Raw genomic sequence first — 16,718 nt, 5'->3', positions numbered from 1 at the left:
CTGTCATCACCCATTGAGCTTCAAGATACGCAGCAATCGGTTCAATTCATTACGTTGTACTGAAATTGAAATTTCCGCACCCTCTGCCGTCAACCATCGTTGAAGCTCGTCTGGCAAGGAGAACAGACATGACTTCAATATCGGTTGAAGAAGGAATACAGAAGAGTCACACGACTCCGCAGGATGAGGTGGTCATCAAAAGCGACTACGATGCGCGTCTAGCCAACTCGGATCTGGCACCACTCAAGAAACAGACGTGGTCCTGGTACAACATATTCGCATTCTGGATGTCCGACGTGCATTCCGTAGGCGGGTATGTTACTGCAGGAAGCCTCTTCGCACTCGGCATCGCAAGCTGGCAGGTACTGCTCGCGCTCATAGTGGGAATCGTCATCGTCCAGGTGTTCGTCAATCTGGTCGCGAAGCCCAGCCAGAGCATGGGCGTGCCGTTCCCCGTCACCACGCGATTCGTATTTGGCGTCAAGGGCGCCAACATCCCAGCAATCATCCGTGGAATCATAGCCGTGGCATGGTATGGCGTGCAGACATTCCTCGCATCGGAATCATTGAACATCGTATTTCTGAAATTCATCCCGGCAACGCAGACGCTTGCCACCGACTATAAATTCCTCGGCCTCTCAGCGCTGGGATGGATTTCGTATGGAATCCTGTGGATAGCCCAGACCTGCGTCTTCTGGAAGGGCATGAACGCCATCCGTAAATTCATCGACTGGGCTGGTCCCTTGGTGTATGCGGTTATGTTCATTCTCGCCGTGTACCTCGTGGCCCAGGCTGGGGGCATCAGCCATATCAACCTCAACCTCTCCTCAGGCAAACCATTGAGCTTCATGCAGTCGATTCCCGTCATCATCACCGCAATCGCACTGGTCGTCTCATACTTTGCAGGACCGATGCTCAACTTCGGTGATTTTTCAAGGTATTCACACACCTACAAGAGTGTCAAGAAAGGCAATTTCTGGGGACTTCCCGTCAACTTCCTCGTCTTCTCGCTGCTCACCGTCATCTGCGCCTCGGCAACGGAACCCGTGTTCGGCAAGCTCATCACCGACCCCATCGAAACCGTCGAACATATCGGCGCTCCAGTGGCGATTCTTCTTGGAGGCCTGACCTTCGTCATCGCCACCGTGGGCATCAACATCGTCGCAAACTTCGTCTCACCGGCATTCGACTTCTCACACGTCAATCCGCAGAAGATCAGCTGGCGCGCGGGCGGCATGATCGCCGCAATCGGATCGGTGGTCATCACCCCATGGAACTGGTATGCAAACGATCAGGCCATCCACTACACGCTCGATCTGCTCGGATCGCTGATTGGACCACTCTTCGGCATTCTGATCGCCGGATATTTCACCATCTCCAAGCAGCTCGTAGCCGTTGACGACATGTTCACGATGAGTCCGAAAGGCCATTACTGGTACCACAAGGGATTCAACCCCAATGCGGTGCTGGCTCTCGCCATCGCCGGTGTCATCGCGGTCGCCAGTGCCATCGCCCCCTCCCCTCTTAAGCAGCTCGGACTGTTCGACATCACCTGGATTTCAAACTTCAGCTGGTTCATCGGCGCAGGTCTGGGATACGTGCTGTTCGTATTCTTCGAGCGCAGGAATCCGCAGATGCCACAGCTGGATGCCGCTTCGCCCGAAGTCAACAACGGCGCTCTGCCAGCCAACAACTAAGCATTCGAAACAGGCATGGATACCGTTATGAAAATCAAGGTAATCAATCCGAACACCACCGAGGCGATGACGCGTTCCATCGAAGAGGCTGCACTGTTGGTGGCGGAAACTGGCACCACCATCGAGGCCGTGAGCCCAGCAATGGGGCCTGTATCCATAGAAAGTCACTATGACGAGGCCCTTGCCAGCGTAGGGGTGCTCGACGAGATTCGCCGAGGTGAAGCCGAAGGCACTGACGCGTATGTCATTGCATGCTTTGGAGATCCAGGGCTCGATGCTGCCAGGGAACTGACATCTGCACCGGTTCTGGGCATAGCGGAAGCAGCGTTTCATGCAGCCAGCTTCGCCGGCAGGTCGTTCGGCATAGTCACCACGCTGTCACGAACGTTGGGCAGGGCAAGGGATCTGGTCGATGCCTATGGCTTTTCCAAGCTCTGCGTGAGCTATGCCGCCTGTGAAATACCCGTTCTGGCCCTTGAACGCGAGCCGCTGGCTTGCTACCGCAAGCTGGAGGCGGAGTCGAAAAAGGTGCTTGCCGAATCCGGCGCAGACTCCATCGTGCTGGGCTGCGCAGGCATGGCGGGAATGTGTCAGCGTCTTTCCAAGGCGCTGCACGTGCCGGTGATTGACGGCGTGCAGGCAGCCGTGGCACTCTCGCAGGCTTTGGTCAGGATGAACATGCATACAAGCTCTGTCGGAGAATTCGCGCTTCCTCCGGCAAAGCCCGTTATTGGATTGCTGCAAGCCTTCACCCTGGATGGCGCTGATTCATTGAATAATGCCGAGTCGCTGGATGATGCCGATTCTTGATGGAAATATTTGTTTCATAGTGGACATATATGAATAATAAATTTCATACATGAACGGTGATGGAAGTTACTACACAGGTCTTGATGGCCGGAGGAGAGGTTATGAGCGTAGAGTCCAATGACAGTGTCGATGCCCAAGCGATGCAGGTGGAGGCGTTGAATCCACCGCATCGTTTGCTGATGGCACCGGGACCGGTGAATGTCGATCCACGTGTGTTGAGTGCGATGTCGCAGCCTACGGTCGGACAGTTCGATCCATACATGTTCAAGGTCATGGGCGAGGTTCAGCTCATGCTGCGGTCGATTTTCAAGACATCCAACGAACAGACCTTCGTCGTCGACGGGACCTCACGTTCAGCGATCGAAGCCGCCTTCGTTTCCGTGCTTGCCCCAGGCGACAAGGTACTCGTCTGCTGCGCCGGACGCTTCGGCATGCTGCTCAAGGAGATCGCTCAGCGCTGCAAGGCCGAAACCCATGTCATCGAGCGACCCTGGGGCGAGGTCTTCAGCATCGACGAAATCGCCGATGCCATCAAACGCATTCATCCGAAACTTGTGGCCACAGTTCACGGAGACACCTCGACGACCATGCTGCAACCCCTCGAAGGACTCGGAGCGATCTGCCATGAACAGGGCGCGCTGCTCTTCACCGACGCAACGGCATCGCTTGCCGGCAACGAGCTGAAAACCGACGAATGGCAGATTGACATCGTCACCGCCGGCATGCAGAAATGCCTGGGAGCCTCATCGGGCATGGCTCCCATCACCATCGCTCCGCGAGCGGTCGCAGTGATGAATGAGCGCAAGAGCATCGAGGCTGGCATAGCCGACACCAGCGAAGAAATACGGAGCGACCGCATCAACAGCAACTACTTCGACCTGCCCCAGATCATCGACTATTGGGGGCCACGGCATCTTAATCATCACACCGAGGCAACGCACCTGCTCTACGGGGTGCACGAGGCAACCCGAATCATCACGGAAGAGGGCATTGACCATGTGATCGAACGCCATCGAATCAATGGACTTGCCATGTCTACTGCGCTTGTGAACATGGGCCTGAAATTGTACGGAAACCAACAGACGAGAATGAATGACGTCATCGGGGTCGTCATTCCAGAAGGCCTTCATGACACGGCAATCCGTTCACAATTGCTCGAGGAATTCGGCGTTGAAATCGCGTCATCCTTCGGCCCACTGCAAGGCAGAATCTGGCGCATCGGAGTCATGGCATGCAATGCTCGAAAGGACGCAGTGCTTACGGCCGCATCCGCCTTGGGTATGGTGCTCAACCAAAACGGCGCAAAACTTGACGTTCAGCAGGGCATTGACGCGGCGTCGGCCATCTACGCCCAATCAGAGAAAGAGGGCAAGGCATGAACACATCGCTGAAGGACAAGGCAATGGACTCCACAGACATCACTGACACCGCTCCGGCCTTCTCGCACCCATCCGGCAGACCGAATGAATGGGCGTGCAGCGAAGCCAGCATCATGATGGATCGCTGCGACCAGCTTGCCGAATTCTCGCAGATGGAACACGGCATCGAACGCACCTATCTCTCTCCAGAAATGAGCCAGGCATACCAGCTTACGAGCTCATGGATGGAGGAAGCGGGTCTGAAAGTCCATATCGATCCCGCAGGCAATCTTGTCGGCAAGGTCGAAGGGCGCGAAGATGGTCTTCCTTCGCTGATCCTTGGGTCGCACCTTGACAGCGTGCCCGATGCGGGAAAATATGACGGCATCCTTGGCGTGGTCTCGGCTATCGCCGTAGCGAAGCGGCTGACGACCAGCGGGTTGATGGGCAAGCTGCCTTTCTCGCTCGAAGTCGTGGGATTCGGGGATGAAGAGGGCGCACGCTTCGGTGCCACTCTTCTTGGCTCATACGCTCTGGCGGGCAGCTGGAATCCTGCATGGCTGAATCTCAAGGACAGCAACGGCATCAGCATGAGACAGGCATTCCTCGACTTCGGGCTCGACCCTGACAGGGTCGGCACCGCTGCTCTGAACTCCACCGATGCCCTCGGATACATGGAACTTCACATTGAACAGGGGCCGATTCTTGAGTCTCGCGACCGATCATTGTCCTTCGTGTCTTCGATTGCGGCAGCATCGCGATATGTCATCACGGTAACCGGAGAATCCCGCCATATTGCCACCCCATACAATTTGAGAAGGGATGCGCTCACGGCAGCGGCCGAAATGATTGAAGCCATCGACCGCATCAGCCGCGAGGCCGGGGCACGATCCAACGTGGGTGAAATTTCCGCGTTCCCGGGCGGCGTGAACGTGATCGCCGGCACGACGACATTCAGCCTCGACGTGAGGGCAGGCACCGACGACATACGCGATTCGACATTGGCTGCAATATGGCACGCCATCGATGTCGTCTGCGCATCCCGCAAGGTCAGCGTGGAACGAAAGCTCATCCATACCGCGAGCGCAGTGACCTGCGATGCGCAATTGCTGTCGTGCATCGCCGAGGGCATCGAGAAGGCGGAGGGTAAGGATGCCTTTGGACTGGTGAGCTTCCCCGGGCATGATGGCATGGCCGTTTCCGACTTGCTCCCCATCGCCATGCTGTATGTGCGTTGCAAGGGTGGCATCAGCCACAGTCCCGACGAATCCGTAAGGGAAATCGACGTTGCCTTTGGCGTCGATGCATTCGAGCAGGCGGTGGAAGCGCTCGCCGCTCGCATCGACGAGGCTTAGACACTTCACATAACTCAATACGATGTTGGAGGTTTCATATGCATAATTGTCATATGCGTGATGACGATGGCGGCTCTATTCGCACTGCCGACGAGGTCTTCCGAGGCAAGGTACTGATCAATGGTGCCATCTCCCAAGCTTCGGTGGGCATTACTGGCGACACGATAAGCCAGGTTTGCGAAGACCCTGCCCAGAGCATTGCGTCTAAGCGGGAAACGTTGCTCAGCGATGACGAGGTACTCATACCTGGCGTGGTGGATACCCATGTGCACATCAATGAGCCAGGACGCACCGAATGGGAGGGATTCGACTATGCCACGCGGGCAGCGGCACACGGTGGCGTCACCACGGTTATCGACATGCCTCTCAACAGCAATCCTCCGACCTTGAATGTTGAAGCCCTCGAACTCAAGCAATCGATTGCGGCAGGCAAGGCGTATACGCAGCTCGGCTTCTGGGGAGGTGTGGACGGTTCGAACCTTGGCCATCTGAAAGCTCTGTGGGATGCCGGAGTGTTCGGATTCAAGGCATTTCTCTCCCCCAGTGGCGTCGAAGAATATGGTTCGCTTTCGTTTGATCAGCTTGAAGAAGCCATGCGAGAGATAGCCGATTTCGGCGGCCAGCTCATCATTCATGCGGAAGAACCCGATGAATTGGTCTCGGACTCTTCACTGATTGGACAGAGTTACCGCAGCTTCACTGAATCTCGACCTTCGCGCAGCGAAAGCGATGCGGTGGCACATGTGATGACGCTGGTTGAACGCACCGGCTGCAACACGCATATTCTGCATGTTTCCAGCGGTCTGACGGTATCCGTGCTTGCCGATGCGAAAGCCAGCGGATTACCCGTCACGGCGGAAACCTGCCCTCATTACCTCACTCTGGACTGCGATCACATTCCCGATGGCAATACTGCGTTCAAATGCTGCCCGCCGATTCGCAGTCTTCAGGAACAGGACAAGCTGTGGGAAGGTCTGGCGAATGGCACGCTTGACATGGTCGTGACCGATCATTCTCCAACGACCGCTCGCATGAAGGCCGGAACGCTTGTCACAGCATGGGGTGGCGTTTCGAGCCTGCAAGTTGGATTCCGCGCCGTGCTCACCGCTGCCATGCAACGAGGTCTAGGACTTGCGGATGTGATTCGCTGGATGTCAACCAACAGCTCTGCATTCGTGGGACTGCATGATCGTGGATCCATTGCCGTGGGAAAGCGGGCCGATCTCGTTATCGTGAAGCCTCGGGAGCATTTCGTCGTTGACGCTGCCAAGCTCAGCAGCCGCAATCCCATCAGTGCCTTTGATGGCAAGAATCTTCAGGGTGTCGTCGTTCGCACGCTCATCGGCGGGGCAGAACCGGCTGCGAGCAAGGAACATCTGATCCTGAGACAATAAGTATGCGGCGATAGGCATGGCAGCGATAGGCATGGCAGCGATAGCCGACGGCGAGCATCACGTAAATGAATCGAGCAGAGACGATGGCAGAGCAAGCGCGAGACGGTAGACCCACAAGCGGTAAACCCACATATAAGTTGACAGATAAGTCCATGGATCCTAGCATCTGGCGAATCGTGGGGCATCCTCTCGTCTCCGCAATTCATGACGGCCCCTTGCGAGGCTTGGGCATTGCTGTGAAGGACCTGTTTGCCGTGCAAGGCTTTGCCATAGGTGTCGGTAACCCGCAATTCTTAAGCGAAGCGAGCATACAGGAGCATCACGCATCGGCTGTTCGCTTGTTGCTTGAGGCTGGGGCTCATGTGGCAGGCATTGCGCAAACCGATGAATTCGCCTATTCGCTTTCAGGAGTGAACATTCATTATGGGGCTGCCCCCAATCCTGCCGCACCTGGCAGAATCAGCGGCGGATCTTCCTCAGGGCCCGCAGCTGCAGTATCAAGCGGACAGGCGCAGATCGGGCTCGGCACGGATACGGCAGGCTCGATTCGCGTACCTGCCGCCTATCAAGGATTATGGGGCATTCGCACCTCGTCTGGCAGAGTTCGGCGGGACGGCGTGCATCCGCTCTCCCATTCCTTCGACACGGTAGGCATCCTTGCCAGAGACGCGCACACGCTCGCCATCACGGCGGAACAACTCATGCCTGAACCGGATAGCGTCACACCAGTCGGCGTGAAGATAGACCCAATATTGGATTCATACGTTGACGAGGACGTGAGAATCGCATTTTCACAATGGAGATCCGCCGCTCTGCGCGATCGTTATACGCAGAATTCAGCAGCCCCTGCTGCAGATATCAACGATTCGGAGGAGCTTGCCATCACACACGACATGCTTGAAGACTGGCTGACGATATTCAACGTCGTGCGCGGTTATGAAGCGTGGCAGGCACATGGCGATTGGGTCAGCAGCCATGGGAATGACCTGGATCCGCAGATCGCATCACGATTTGAACGTGATATGCACATCACCGCCGAGGAATACGAGAGATTTTCCATCCAGTTTGCAGATGCGCGGGCTACGATCAGGGGTCTTCTCGGCAACCATCTCTTCCTCATTCCGACGGTAAGCTGTGTCGCACCGTTCGCCGGGAATACGGACGAAAGCACCCGGGCAATCGCGCAAGCCAGAGCCGCAACCATGCTGTTGACGACGATAGCCGGCATCGCAGGCTTGCCAGCCGTGAACATTCCTATACGGACAGCGGCAGGTCTGCCCTGCGGCGCATGTCTTATGGGTCCTTCGGGTTCCGATAAGAGCGTCATCGCCGCAGCAGAGCGCTTGAATAGACGCGCGAATCCGCCCGCATAGCTTCCATCACGCCACATACGCTTGGCAGATCGTGCGCAACTTGCTTGAAAGCTCAAGCATCAGGGTTTGCTACAGCTCAGGGCTCGCTACAGCAAGGTCAGCTGTTCGGCCTCATGCTGTGCAGATCGCACAGGGTGTTCACGCATGTCACGCTCTATCCAGGCCATGATGACAGCCGAAAGATGGTCGATTTCATCAGGTGTAAGCTCACGGCCTTTCCCGATCCCATACCAGCGCTCCATGCACGTTCTGCAACATGTGCCCGTCGCATGCTGCGCCGTGAAGACGGGATGACCACGATATGGTGTCTGCTTGCCGTCCTTCAACGGAAAGGCAGCCCCGACGCGGCTGCGCAGCATGTCATGAGCATGCCGATCGATGGCGTCAAGACCCTTGTTCTGGGCATAGACCCTATCTTTTACACTCAGCTTAAAGCTCGCGCGAAACTTCGACTGTGCGAGCTTTGCCAGCATCCCCTGAACCCACTGACTGTCATATGTCGACTGCATAATGCCACTGTATAACGCCAGAATTACAGTGTCAGCGCTCCATTGCACGAGTGAACAAGCATACGATTTGTTACCACTGGGGTAGTAACCTAGGTGAGCAGTACTTACCCTGCAATATAGGGGTGGGGGGATATTCACAAAAGATTGGGGTTTCATGGCGAAACATAGAATGAATGTTGCAGAAATGGTCGAGGCATTTATCGATCCCGATGCGCCTCTACAGGTCACCGCGTTCGACGGTTCGCATTGTGGCAACGACGACGCACAACTGCATCTTGAGGTACGCAACTCACGGGCCGTATATTACATATTCGAGAATCCGAACGATCTGGGACTTGCCCGCGCATATCTGCAGGGCGACATCGCCTCTCCAGAACTTACGCCTGGCGATCCCTATGAAGTGTTCAAGCAATTGCAGGAATTGCAAGCTCAGTTCCACAAGCCCACTGCGGCAACCTTGGCAAACATCACCTCGTCGATTCTTTCGCATGGATTCCACGTTCCCAAGCCACCGGAGATCGAACTGCCATCCGTGGCCAAGCGCATCAGCGAAGGCATCCTGCCCCACACCAAAAAGGGCGATGCAGCCACAGTCAGCTATCACTACGATCTGAGCAACGAGTTCTACAATCTCTTCCTCGGACCATCAATGACCTACACCTGCGCCTGCTTCGACTCGGAGGACGATTCACTCGAGAAGGCAGAATACAACAAGCTGAATCTTGTGCTTGACAAGCTGAACCTCAAGTCCGGAGACTATCTGCTGGATATCGGCTGCGGCTGGGGTTCGATGGAGGTCACCGCAGCAAAGCGCGGCATCCACGTCATCGGCGTCACCCTCTCAGAGGAGCAAGTCCAGTGGGCAAATGATTGGATTCGCAAAGAGGGTCTTGAAGACCTGGCCGAGGTTCGACTCGAGGATTATCGCGATATTCCTGAGTCCGGCTTCGATGGAATCTGCTCCCTCGGCATGATGGAGCATGTGGGGCACAAGCATTATCCCGCCTACTTCAAGGAAATGCTGGAGAAGCTACGTCCAGGTGGCATGCTGCTGAACCATCAGATCACACGGACGAATTCGCACCAGGGCAAGCGTGCAGGCGGCTTCATCGACCGTTACATCTTCCCCGATGGCGAGCTCGCAAGCCCAGGTGAAATCGAATACGTGATCAACAACGTGGGCTTCGAAGTCATCAACCAGGAGAATCTTCGCCAGCATTATGCGCTGACCCTGATGAACTGGAACAAGAATCTGCAACGCAACTGGAAGAAGGCCGTCGACATGGTCGGAGAGCAGAAGGCACGGCTCTGGGGCATGTACATGGCAGGTTCACGCTTCAACTTCGAAATGAACACGATTCAGATTCACCAGTTCCTATGCATCAAGCCCGATCCCGAGACCGGCACGACCACCTATCCGCTGCGTCCTTGGTGGCCACGTCACTGAGATGTATGCGCGTCTTGCGGCATCATGCTAGCAGCTAGGCCGTTGGAGTCGGTTTTTCTGATTGACGTCAGAAGCGGATTCCAACGGCCTAGCTGTTTGCATTCCTATTCGGAGGCCTGCTCCCGAGCTACCTCCATGGCTTTGTTGAATGCGTCTGAGGTCCAGCTGGCTCCTGCAACCTTGTCCACCTTCAGACTTTTCAACGGTTTGCCGTCGACCACCCCAGGAATGGCTTTGATGAAGGCCTGCTGATGCTTCTGCGAGATCGAATTCGACGAGTGACCCACAACTGCTATGTCACTGACATTGCCGGCCTTCACCTGCACATGGACATCGATCGAATCTTCACCAACCGGACCGTACGTGCTCGTGACCGAATACCTTCCATCCTGGTAGGTGCCACTATCGGTTTTTGTCGATGAGGGTGAAGCAGAGACAGATGACGATGCGGAAGATGAACCCTGCGACCCACTTGAATCCGCGGGGGCCGAGCTCGACTCTGCGCTGCCTCCAGCGTATTCGTCATCCATCGGCACGGCCTTCGGCTGACCGCATGCGCCGAACACCACACTCGCAGCAACCACACCGACAGCGGCTACAGCCGCACGCTTCACCCTTCGCGACGGAGCTGCCGCATGGTTAGCGACATGTGAACCGTTATTATTCTTCATCATTGTTGCTCTTCATCAGTATCTACTCTTTAGCTGCACCTATTCAGCTATGCCTATTCAACTGTGCTTGCTTACACAGCTATGCTTACACAGCTATGCATACTCAGTGCGCGTCCCTCGCATGCATCAGGCTGCATCACGGCCTGCACATCTGGCATTCAGTGCGTTTTTGCCGATTTCGTGATGGTATCAAAACCCACAGGAATCGATGACTCCTCGCCTGAATGCTTGCTGCTTGCAGCCTGAGGAAGCTTTGCAGGCTTGCCACCCGCTTCGGCATATCGCCGTTGCGCAGCTTCGTCGTTCCACCGTTCGTCAACCAGCACACCATGGTTGAGCATGATTTCACGCTGTGCACATGAAGCCACCAGCGAATCATGAGTCACCACTACGATAGTCGTACCTTGCTCATGCAACTGCTTGAAGAGCTCGAGCACAATCTTCTCATTCGCTTCATCAAGATTTCCCGTGGGTTCGTCAGCCAGAATCAGCTTGGGGCAGTTTATCAAGGCTCTGGCAATGCACACCCGCTGCTGCTCGCCGCCAGACAATTGGCTTGGTAAGTGGTGAGCTCGCTCAGCCAGACCGACTTTGGCAAGCGCTTCCATCGCCTGCTGCTCGTTGACGACCGAATGGTAATACTGCGCGACCATCACGTTTTCGACTGCCGTGAGATGTGGAACCAGATAGAACTTCTGAAAGACCAGACCAATGACGTTCTTCCTTATGTCGGCAAGCTGGGACGCGTTCAAATCATTGAGCTCTCGACCTTCGAGCGACACCGTTCCCTCGCTTGGAGCATCCATGCAACCGATGATGTTCATCAGCGTGGTCTTGCCTGAACCCGATGAACCAACGATTGCGAGCCACTCCCCTTCCTGAACCGAGAGGCTGAGATCATCAACGGCATGCACATCGCCATAAATCTTCGAAACATGGTCTAATTCGAGCAGCATGTCTGCTCCTTTCGTCTCCAAAAAAATGATATTGCGAGTTTTGCGACAATTGCAAGGTATAAACGTCTCAAAACGGCTTTCTGACGTCTCCATTTCAACGAATATTGGGCTGGATACTCTGAAATTGCCGCAAAACTCGACATCTCGCTTATTCCTCGCTCAATACGACGGCGGGATCTATGTGGGAAGCCTTCATAACGGGCCGAATCGTCGCAAGGATGGCAATAATCGCGCTCACCAAGACCGAGACAACAAGCAGCCACCAGTTCATCGCGATATTCCTGTCGAAAACCAGCGAGCAGAGCAAACGAGCGAGCCAGAAGCCCACAGCTGCGCCCAGACCGCCACCAATGAGACCATAGATAACCGATTCAGTATAAAACTCGGTGCGAATGCTCGAATTGGGCGCACCGAGAGCCTTGCGAAGCCCGATTTCATTGCGCCTTTGAGAGACAATCGAAGCCATGGTCGTGCCCACACCAACGAAGGTGAGCGCAAGGACCACGACGGAAATCAACCAGAACAACGTCTGCAGCATGGTGATGATCTTCGAGTCGGAAGCACTTATCTTCGTCACCGTCTGCGCCTTCACGCCCATGCTGCTCATATCGTTGATGCTCGTTGCAATCGCCGTCAGATTGGCACCCATCGCCTGTGATGAATATTCAATGACATCAGCTCCACGCTTGACACCGGACAATGCATCGACATCGGCATTCGTGGCATACACGATCTCGTCTTCAGAACCTCCGGTATTGACGATGCCCGCAACCCGGTAGGTGATTCCTCCACCATTGAGAATATCCGTGGAAACCCGACCATCCCGCGTTGTCTTGGACGCGGCAGAACCGTCATTATCAGAGGATTGATAGGCAATCGTTATATTGCCGCCAACGTTCAACCCCAATGCCGAAGCCACATCGCTGCCGACCATAACCGCACCATGCGAAGGCCATGAACCCTGCACGCTCCAGTGATGGTTCAGAGCCTTCACCTGTGCGCTGTCGATTGCCGCAAGCATGTATGGGGCCGCGTTGATCCGCACGGTTTCGTAGCGATAGGTCGCAAATCTGGCAGACGCTTTCGCCCGCACCATCGATGTGGTGTGTTCAACCATCTCGTCAGGTATACCGGTCTTCTCAGAGCCTTGCTTCTCGATGGCAGCAACGACAAGATTCGCCCCATAGGAGCGCATATCCTCGTTCATCTGCTGCGGCACCGCAATACATACCGCCGCAAGGCAAAACAGCGTTGCAGCGCCAACCATCGTCGCAATGACTGCCATCATTGCCCGCGAGCGCCTGCGAAATATCGCGCCGAGAATCATCGCTATGAACATCCGCGTGTTATTCATGTCAACCCTTCTCCACCCTGGAAATCACCAAGCTTGGAATCACCATGCACCTCATTTCCCCTCATGTCGTCACTTTGCACAACGGATCATCACAGCAGAGCAGCGAAGCCGGCCTTCGCGTCTGCGAATTCGCAGCTCTATCTCCCATGCAGCACCTCGGCAGGCCGCAGCCCGAGAATCGACCTAATCGCTGACAACGATGCCAGCAGAATCGTCACAGCAAGCAGCACGAAGACCAGCACGAAGACCATCGGACGCATAGAAACGCTAGAGCCAAACACGACGCGTCCAATCACCTGCGCCGCCCCAAAGCCGGCTGCAGTTCCAACGAGTGCGCCTACCAGACTGACTACTGCGGTTTCAAGAAGGGTCAATCTGATGACCGCACCATCGCTCGCGCCAATCGCCTTCAACAGTGCGAATTCTGAAGAGCGTTCGCCAATCGAAGCTGCCATAAGGTTCGCCACGGCTATGGCTGCTGAAATCAGACTCAGCACCGTCATCAGAATCATCACTGCCTGGGTTTTCTTCAGCACATCGCCTTGCAGCGCGGCGACCTGACGCACCTGCTTGGCAACCGCACCCGGAATCACTTCCTCGATCTGATATGCGATTGATGAAGGATATGCCGTGCAATACCAGGTTTCCCATTCTTCCTGAGAGAGTGCGGCAGGATTGCGGGCCGCCTTTCTCGCCAGATCGTTCTCTGGCGTGGTGAGAGCCTTCACTTCGATGCGATCAATCGAATTCGGAGTGTCGTTCAGGTTTTCAGCAGCTTCGGAAGGCATATATATCGCGTTGTCATCGCTGTCGCCCGACTGAAAGATGCCCACGATGCGCACATGCTGTTCACGTCCAGATTTATGCAGCGTAACACTTCCGCCAACTTGCACGTTCAACTGTTGGGCCAACGTGCTGCCAATCATCGCCTCGCTGCTTTCCACTCCAGAACTCTCGACTGTTTTGTCGGATGCCCATCTGCCCGTCACCTTCCACCACGAACGCATGTTGCGGATGCCGACAACCGTGGATTCGCCGGTATCGAGGTTAAGCGTTTTGGCAAACCAGGTGCCAACGATTGCCACAGAACGCCCTGAACCAGACGAAGCTGACCCTGACGCTGCTGACTCAGACGCAGCCGAGCACGACGCTTGCTGCGCATCATCGCGACACACATTCCCAACCGTTGCGCGCATGTTCAGCTGAGGTGCAAAATCCGTGATGTTGTATGCCCAGAAGATCGTCTTGATCTTCTGCACGTCGGATTCCTTCATGAATGCGGTCGGATCGGTTTGGGCAGAACCTGCCGTTGCGGCCGCACTGCTTGAACCATCTGAGGAATCGGTGCCCCCGGACGAATACAGGTCGGAAATCACCGCATCCGACTTTGGCTGCACGACGATATTCGAGCCGTAGGTCGAAAGTTCGGCGTTCAACTTGTCACCAACATCGAACACGATTCCAAGCATGGCAACGCACACGCAGGTCGAGAGCCCCACACTCACCGCAATCAGTATGCGGCGGCGCAACTGCCTGCTGAGCGAGCGAAACACCATACGATTCAAGAACATTTCATCATCACCTCAACTCTTGAAATGGCTGGACAAAGCATCAAGATCCGCAGTGTTGATCACGATTGCGCCGTGGTTGGTTGTGTAGGGGAAAGGAATGGGATTGCAACCGCCCCTGAAGCCGATGGTCGCCAGGTTGATGGCGACATCGCAACGTTTGCAGATGATCTTCCCATCCTTTTCGTAGTAGCCAGCATCGCCACAGTTATCGCAGGCATCGAGACCGATGCCGTATGCCCCGCCATTCTTCTTGATGACGATGAACCGCATGACCGTGCCGTCTTTTGCCGTGTATTGGAAGCGGTGCAGATGTCCGTCTTCCACCTGTGAATACCTGATCGTTGCAGTGTCACGAGACAGCGAATAGCGTTCTGGAGGAGAGAGCACCGGCTGCTTGTTGGTCTGAGCGACGCCATAGGTCAACGCAAACGTCACCCCGATGGCAGCAATCACAGTCCACGCTGCCGAAAGCATCGCACGGCGCTTCACAGCGGTGTGTCTACGCGAATCCGCCTGATTCTGTGCGGCGACCGGCATGCTGAATCCCGCAACGACGCTTGCGATTGCCGGCACGATGAACACCCATACCTGTGCGATGATAAGCCAGCCCGCATTGTTGATGAGCCACACCAACAGATGGAATCCCAGACCGTGAAGCATGATGTCGCCGACGGAAAGCATCACGGTAAGCAACGATGTCAGATGCTGAACCAGAGTCAAGGCCAGCAGCATCAGTGTCGCAACCGTAAACCAAAGCGGTGCAGCCGTGAGTCGCGTCGACCTGAACATGCATGCAACGATAATCGACGCCGCCACTCCCAGAATGAAGCCGAGCGCACGTAGCAGCATTGCGGAAGTGAAAACGGGATCACCAGGTTCTATGAAAATCGTCAGTTCAAGTATCACGTCAGGCAAGGCACGAAATATGGTGAAGGCAATCGCGATGCCTGCGACGGCATTCCCGACGTGAAGCCAGACTGCATGACGATTCCAGTCGCGGGTGATTCTCCGTGCGAATACGACGACCACGATAAGCGCAAGGTCAGCGACGACGCAGCATACGAGCGTCGGATAGTTGATGAAGGTGCGCTGGGTGATGACAGCGGTCGCGCGCAAAGCCGCAAACGCCACGGCTGCAAGCAATCCCACAAGCATTCCGGCAGTGCGCCAATATGCGCTCCGTGGCCGCTTTCTGCCTTCCCCAACGGACAGCAGCACATTCAGACACATCACCAGCAAAGCCGAGCCCAATGTCCCCGGCATCACCGTAACGAACTGTTCAAGCATATGCTCCCCTCCCCGAAACAGTTGTCACGCTCGCACGCAGTGAAGGGCATTCTTCCCATTGCCTCAGAACGCCCTTCACGACTGCCAGCACATCACCAGCGACAAGCGGCATGTGCCGCTCGATTCATCGCCACTGGATTGTCTACCGATTGGTTCTCTACCATCGAGTTCATTACCACAGGATTCTCTACTGTCTGTTCTCTACCACTGGATTTTCTACCACTCGTGTGGCGTGTAATCCCAGTCCCAGCTCACCGTCAACGGCGTTGTCCAGAAGCGGCCTTTCACACCGGTTTCGGGATCAACATGAAGCATCCAGCCCTTGGCTTCAGGCGACTCGATCTTGTAGCTCAGCTTGTAGCTTCCCGCCTTCTTCAGCATGATGTTTGCACCGTAATGTGGACCATCCGAGGCGTTCATTTCCATGAAGGTGCCCGACTGGGTGTTGCTGGCATCGCTTTCATCGGTTATCGTGTAATTCACCGTGAGATCGGGAACGAATTCACCTTTCCCGTAACCTAGCTCGTTGTTCGCAAGCGCATGAATATCCGCTTCCAAATGCATGTTCGCATCCGCTGCCTTCAAACCCATGCCTGCGGGTTCCATATCGACTGGCTGGAAGAACACGGTGCCTACGTTGAGTGGGCCGACCTGCTGGTCATCCCCGATGGGAACCTCCTCGAAGCCTTTGGAACTGGCCGAAGAGCTGCCAGATGCCGATGCAGCATTCTTCGCACCGCTGCTGGTTGCTGAAGAACCGCAGCCGGAAAGTGCGAGTGCTCCAGAAAGCACCAGCGCGGCGGCGATCATGAGTGTCTTCTTCTTCATATTGTTGTATTCCTTGTTTCTTTAGGGTTATTGATTGGTTTCAGTTGACGTTGCATAAGCCTTTACGATCCAGCATTCAGTGCCTCATTCAGCGCCTTGTCTTGCAAG

At 55.4% G+C, this 16,718-nt stretch carries 14 protein-coding genes; 7 read left to right on the top strand and 7 right to left on the bottom strand.

The window, feature by feature from the left end:
* Nucleotides 1-128: 128 nt before the first annotated feature.
* The 6 genes from QN215_RS01855 (at nucleotide 129) to QN215_RS01830 (ending at nucleotide 7,987) form a co-directional block, all read left to right on the top strand.
* Nucleotides 129-1,697 carry an NCS1 family nucleobase:cation symporter-1 gene (locus tag QN215_RS01855; RefSeq protein WP_369344443.1) on the top strand — a complete coding sequence of 523 codons (1,569 nt, stop codon included), beginning with the start codon at nucleotides 129-131 and terminating at the stop codon, nucleotides 1,695-1,697.
* A 27-nt stretch (nucleotides 1,698-1,724) separates the two neighbouring features.
* Nucleotides 1,725-2,507, top strand: a complete 783-nt coding sequence (locus QN215_RS01850) for an aspartate/glutamate racemase family protein (RefSeq protein WP_369344442.1) — start codon at nucleotides 1,725-1,727, stop codon at nucleotides 2,505-2,507.
* A 101-nt stretch (nucleotides 2,508-2,608) separates the two neighbouring features.
* Complete coding sequence (locus QN215_RS01845) at nucleotides 2,609-3,886, top strand: alanine--glyoxylate aminotransferase family protein (RefSeq protein WP_369344441.1); 1,278 nt, start codon at nucleotides 2,609-2,611, stop codon at nucleotides 3,884-3,886.
* Nucleotides 3,883-5,220 carry an allantoate amidohydrolase gene (locus tag QN215_RS01840; RefSeq protein ID WP_369344440.1) on the top strand — a complete coding sequence of 446 codons (1,338 nt, stop codon included), beginning with the start codon at nucleotides 3,883-3,885 and terminating at the stop codon, nucleotides 5,218-5,220. The genes QN215_RS01845 and QN215_RS01840 overlap by 4 nt, the downstream gene beginning before the upstream one ends.
* Before the next feature lie 53 nt (nucleotides 5,221-5,273).
* A complete protein-coding gene (gene allB, locus QN215_RS01835; protein ID WP_369344439.1) occupies nucleotides 5,274-6,614 on the top strand; it encodes an allantoinase AllB in 1,341 nt (446 codons plus the stop codon).
* A 152-nt stretch (nucleotides 6,615-6,766) separates the two neighbouring features.
* Nucleotides 6,767-7,987, top strand: coding sequence for an amidase family protein (locus QN215_RS01830; RefSeq protein WP_369344438.1), 1,221 nt, complete (start codon nucleotides 6,767-6,769; stop codon nucleotides 7,985-7,987).
* Nucleotides 7,988-8,073: 86 nt separating this feature from the next.
* Here QN215_RS01830 and QN215_RS01825 read toward each other — a convergent pair whose 3' ends face one another.
* On the bottom strand, nucleotides 8,074-8,496 hold the full coding sequence (locus QN215_RS01825; protein WP_369344437.1) for a DUF4186 domain-containing protein: 423 nt from the start codon (nucleotides 8,494-8,496) through the stop codon (nucleotides 8,074-8,076).
* A gap of 154 nt (nucleotides 8,497-8,650) precedes the next feature.
* Here QN215_RS01825 and QN215_RS01820 point away from each other — a divergent pair, with 154 nt between their 5' ends.
* Nucleotides 8,651-9,943 carry a class I SAM-dependent methyltransferase gene (locus QN215_RS01820; protein WP_369344436.1) on the top strand — a complete coding sequence of 431 codons (1,293 nt, stop codon included), beginning with the start codon at nucleotides 8,651-8,653 and terminating at the stop codon, nucleotides 9,941-9,943.
* Nucleotides 9,944-10,047: 104 nt separating this feature from the next.
* On the opposite strand, the gene QN215_RS01815 is transcribed toward QN215_RS01820, so the two are convergent.
* The 6 genes from QN215_RS01815 to QN215_RS01790 form a co-directional block, all read right to left on the bottom strand.
* Nucleotides 10,048-10,614, bottom strand: a complete 567-nt coding sequence (locus QN215_RS01815) for an FMN-binding protein (RefSeq protein WP_369345028.1) — start codon at nucleotides 10,612-10,614, stop codon at nucleotides 10,048-10,050.
* A 158-nt stretch (nucleotides 10,615-10,772) separates the two neighbouring features.
* A complete protein-coding gene (locus tag QN215_RS01810) occupies nucleotides 10,773-11,570 on the bottom strand; it encodes an ABC transporter ATP-binding protein (RefSeq protein WP_369344435.1) in 798 nt (265 codons plus the stop codon).
* Nucleotides 11,571-11,718: 148 nt separating this feature from the next.
* Entirely contained in the window at nucleotides 11,719-12,924 is a 1,206-nt protein-coding gene (locus QN215_RS01805) for an ABC transporter permease (protein ID WP_369344434.1), read from the bottom strand.
* Nucleotides 12,925-13,061: 137 nt separating this feature from the next.
* The gene (locus QN215_RS01800) at nucleotides 13,062-14,495 is read right to left on the bottom strand and encodes an ABC transporter permease (RefSeq protein ID WP_369344433.1); all 1,434 of its coding nucleotides are present in this window, start codon (nucleotides 14,493-14,495) and stop codon (nucleotides 13,062-13,064) included.
* 12 nt (nucleotides 14,496-14,507) lie between these two features.
* Nucleotides 14,508-15,782, bottom strand: a complete 1,275-nt coding sequence (locus QN215_RS01795; RefSeq protein WP_369344432.1) for a Fe-S-containing protein — start codon at nucleotides 15,780-15,782, stop codon at nucleotides 14,508-14,510.
* A 216-nt stretch (nucleotides 15,783-15,998) separates the two neighbouring features.
* The gene (locus tag QN215_RS01790; protein ID WP_369344431.1) at nucleotides 15,999-16,610 is read right to left on the bottom strand and encodes an iron transporter; all 612 of its coding nucleotides are present in this window, start codon (nucleotides 16,608-16,610) and stop codon (nucleotides 15,999-16,001) included.
* Nucleotides 16,611-16,718: the final 108 nt, after the last annotated feature.

The organism is Bifidobacterium sp. WK041_4_12 (genome assembly GCF_041080795.1).
GTDB classification, from domain to species: Bacteria; Actinomycetota; Actinomycetes; order Actinomycetales; family Bifidobacteriaceae; genus Bombiscardovia; species Bombiscardovia aquikefiricola.
Note: the sequence above shows the minus strand (reverse complement) of the source record. Positions and strands in the feature narration are given on the sequence as shown.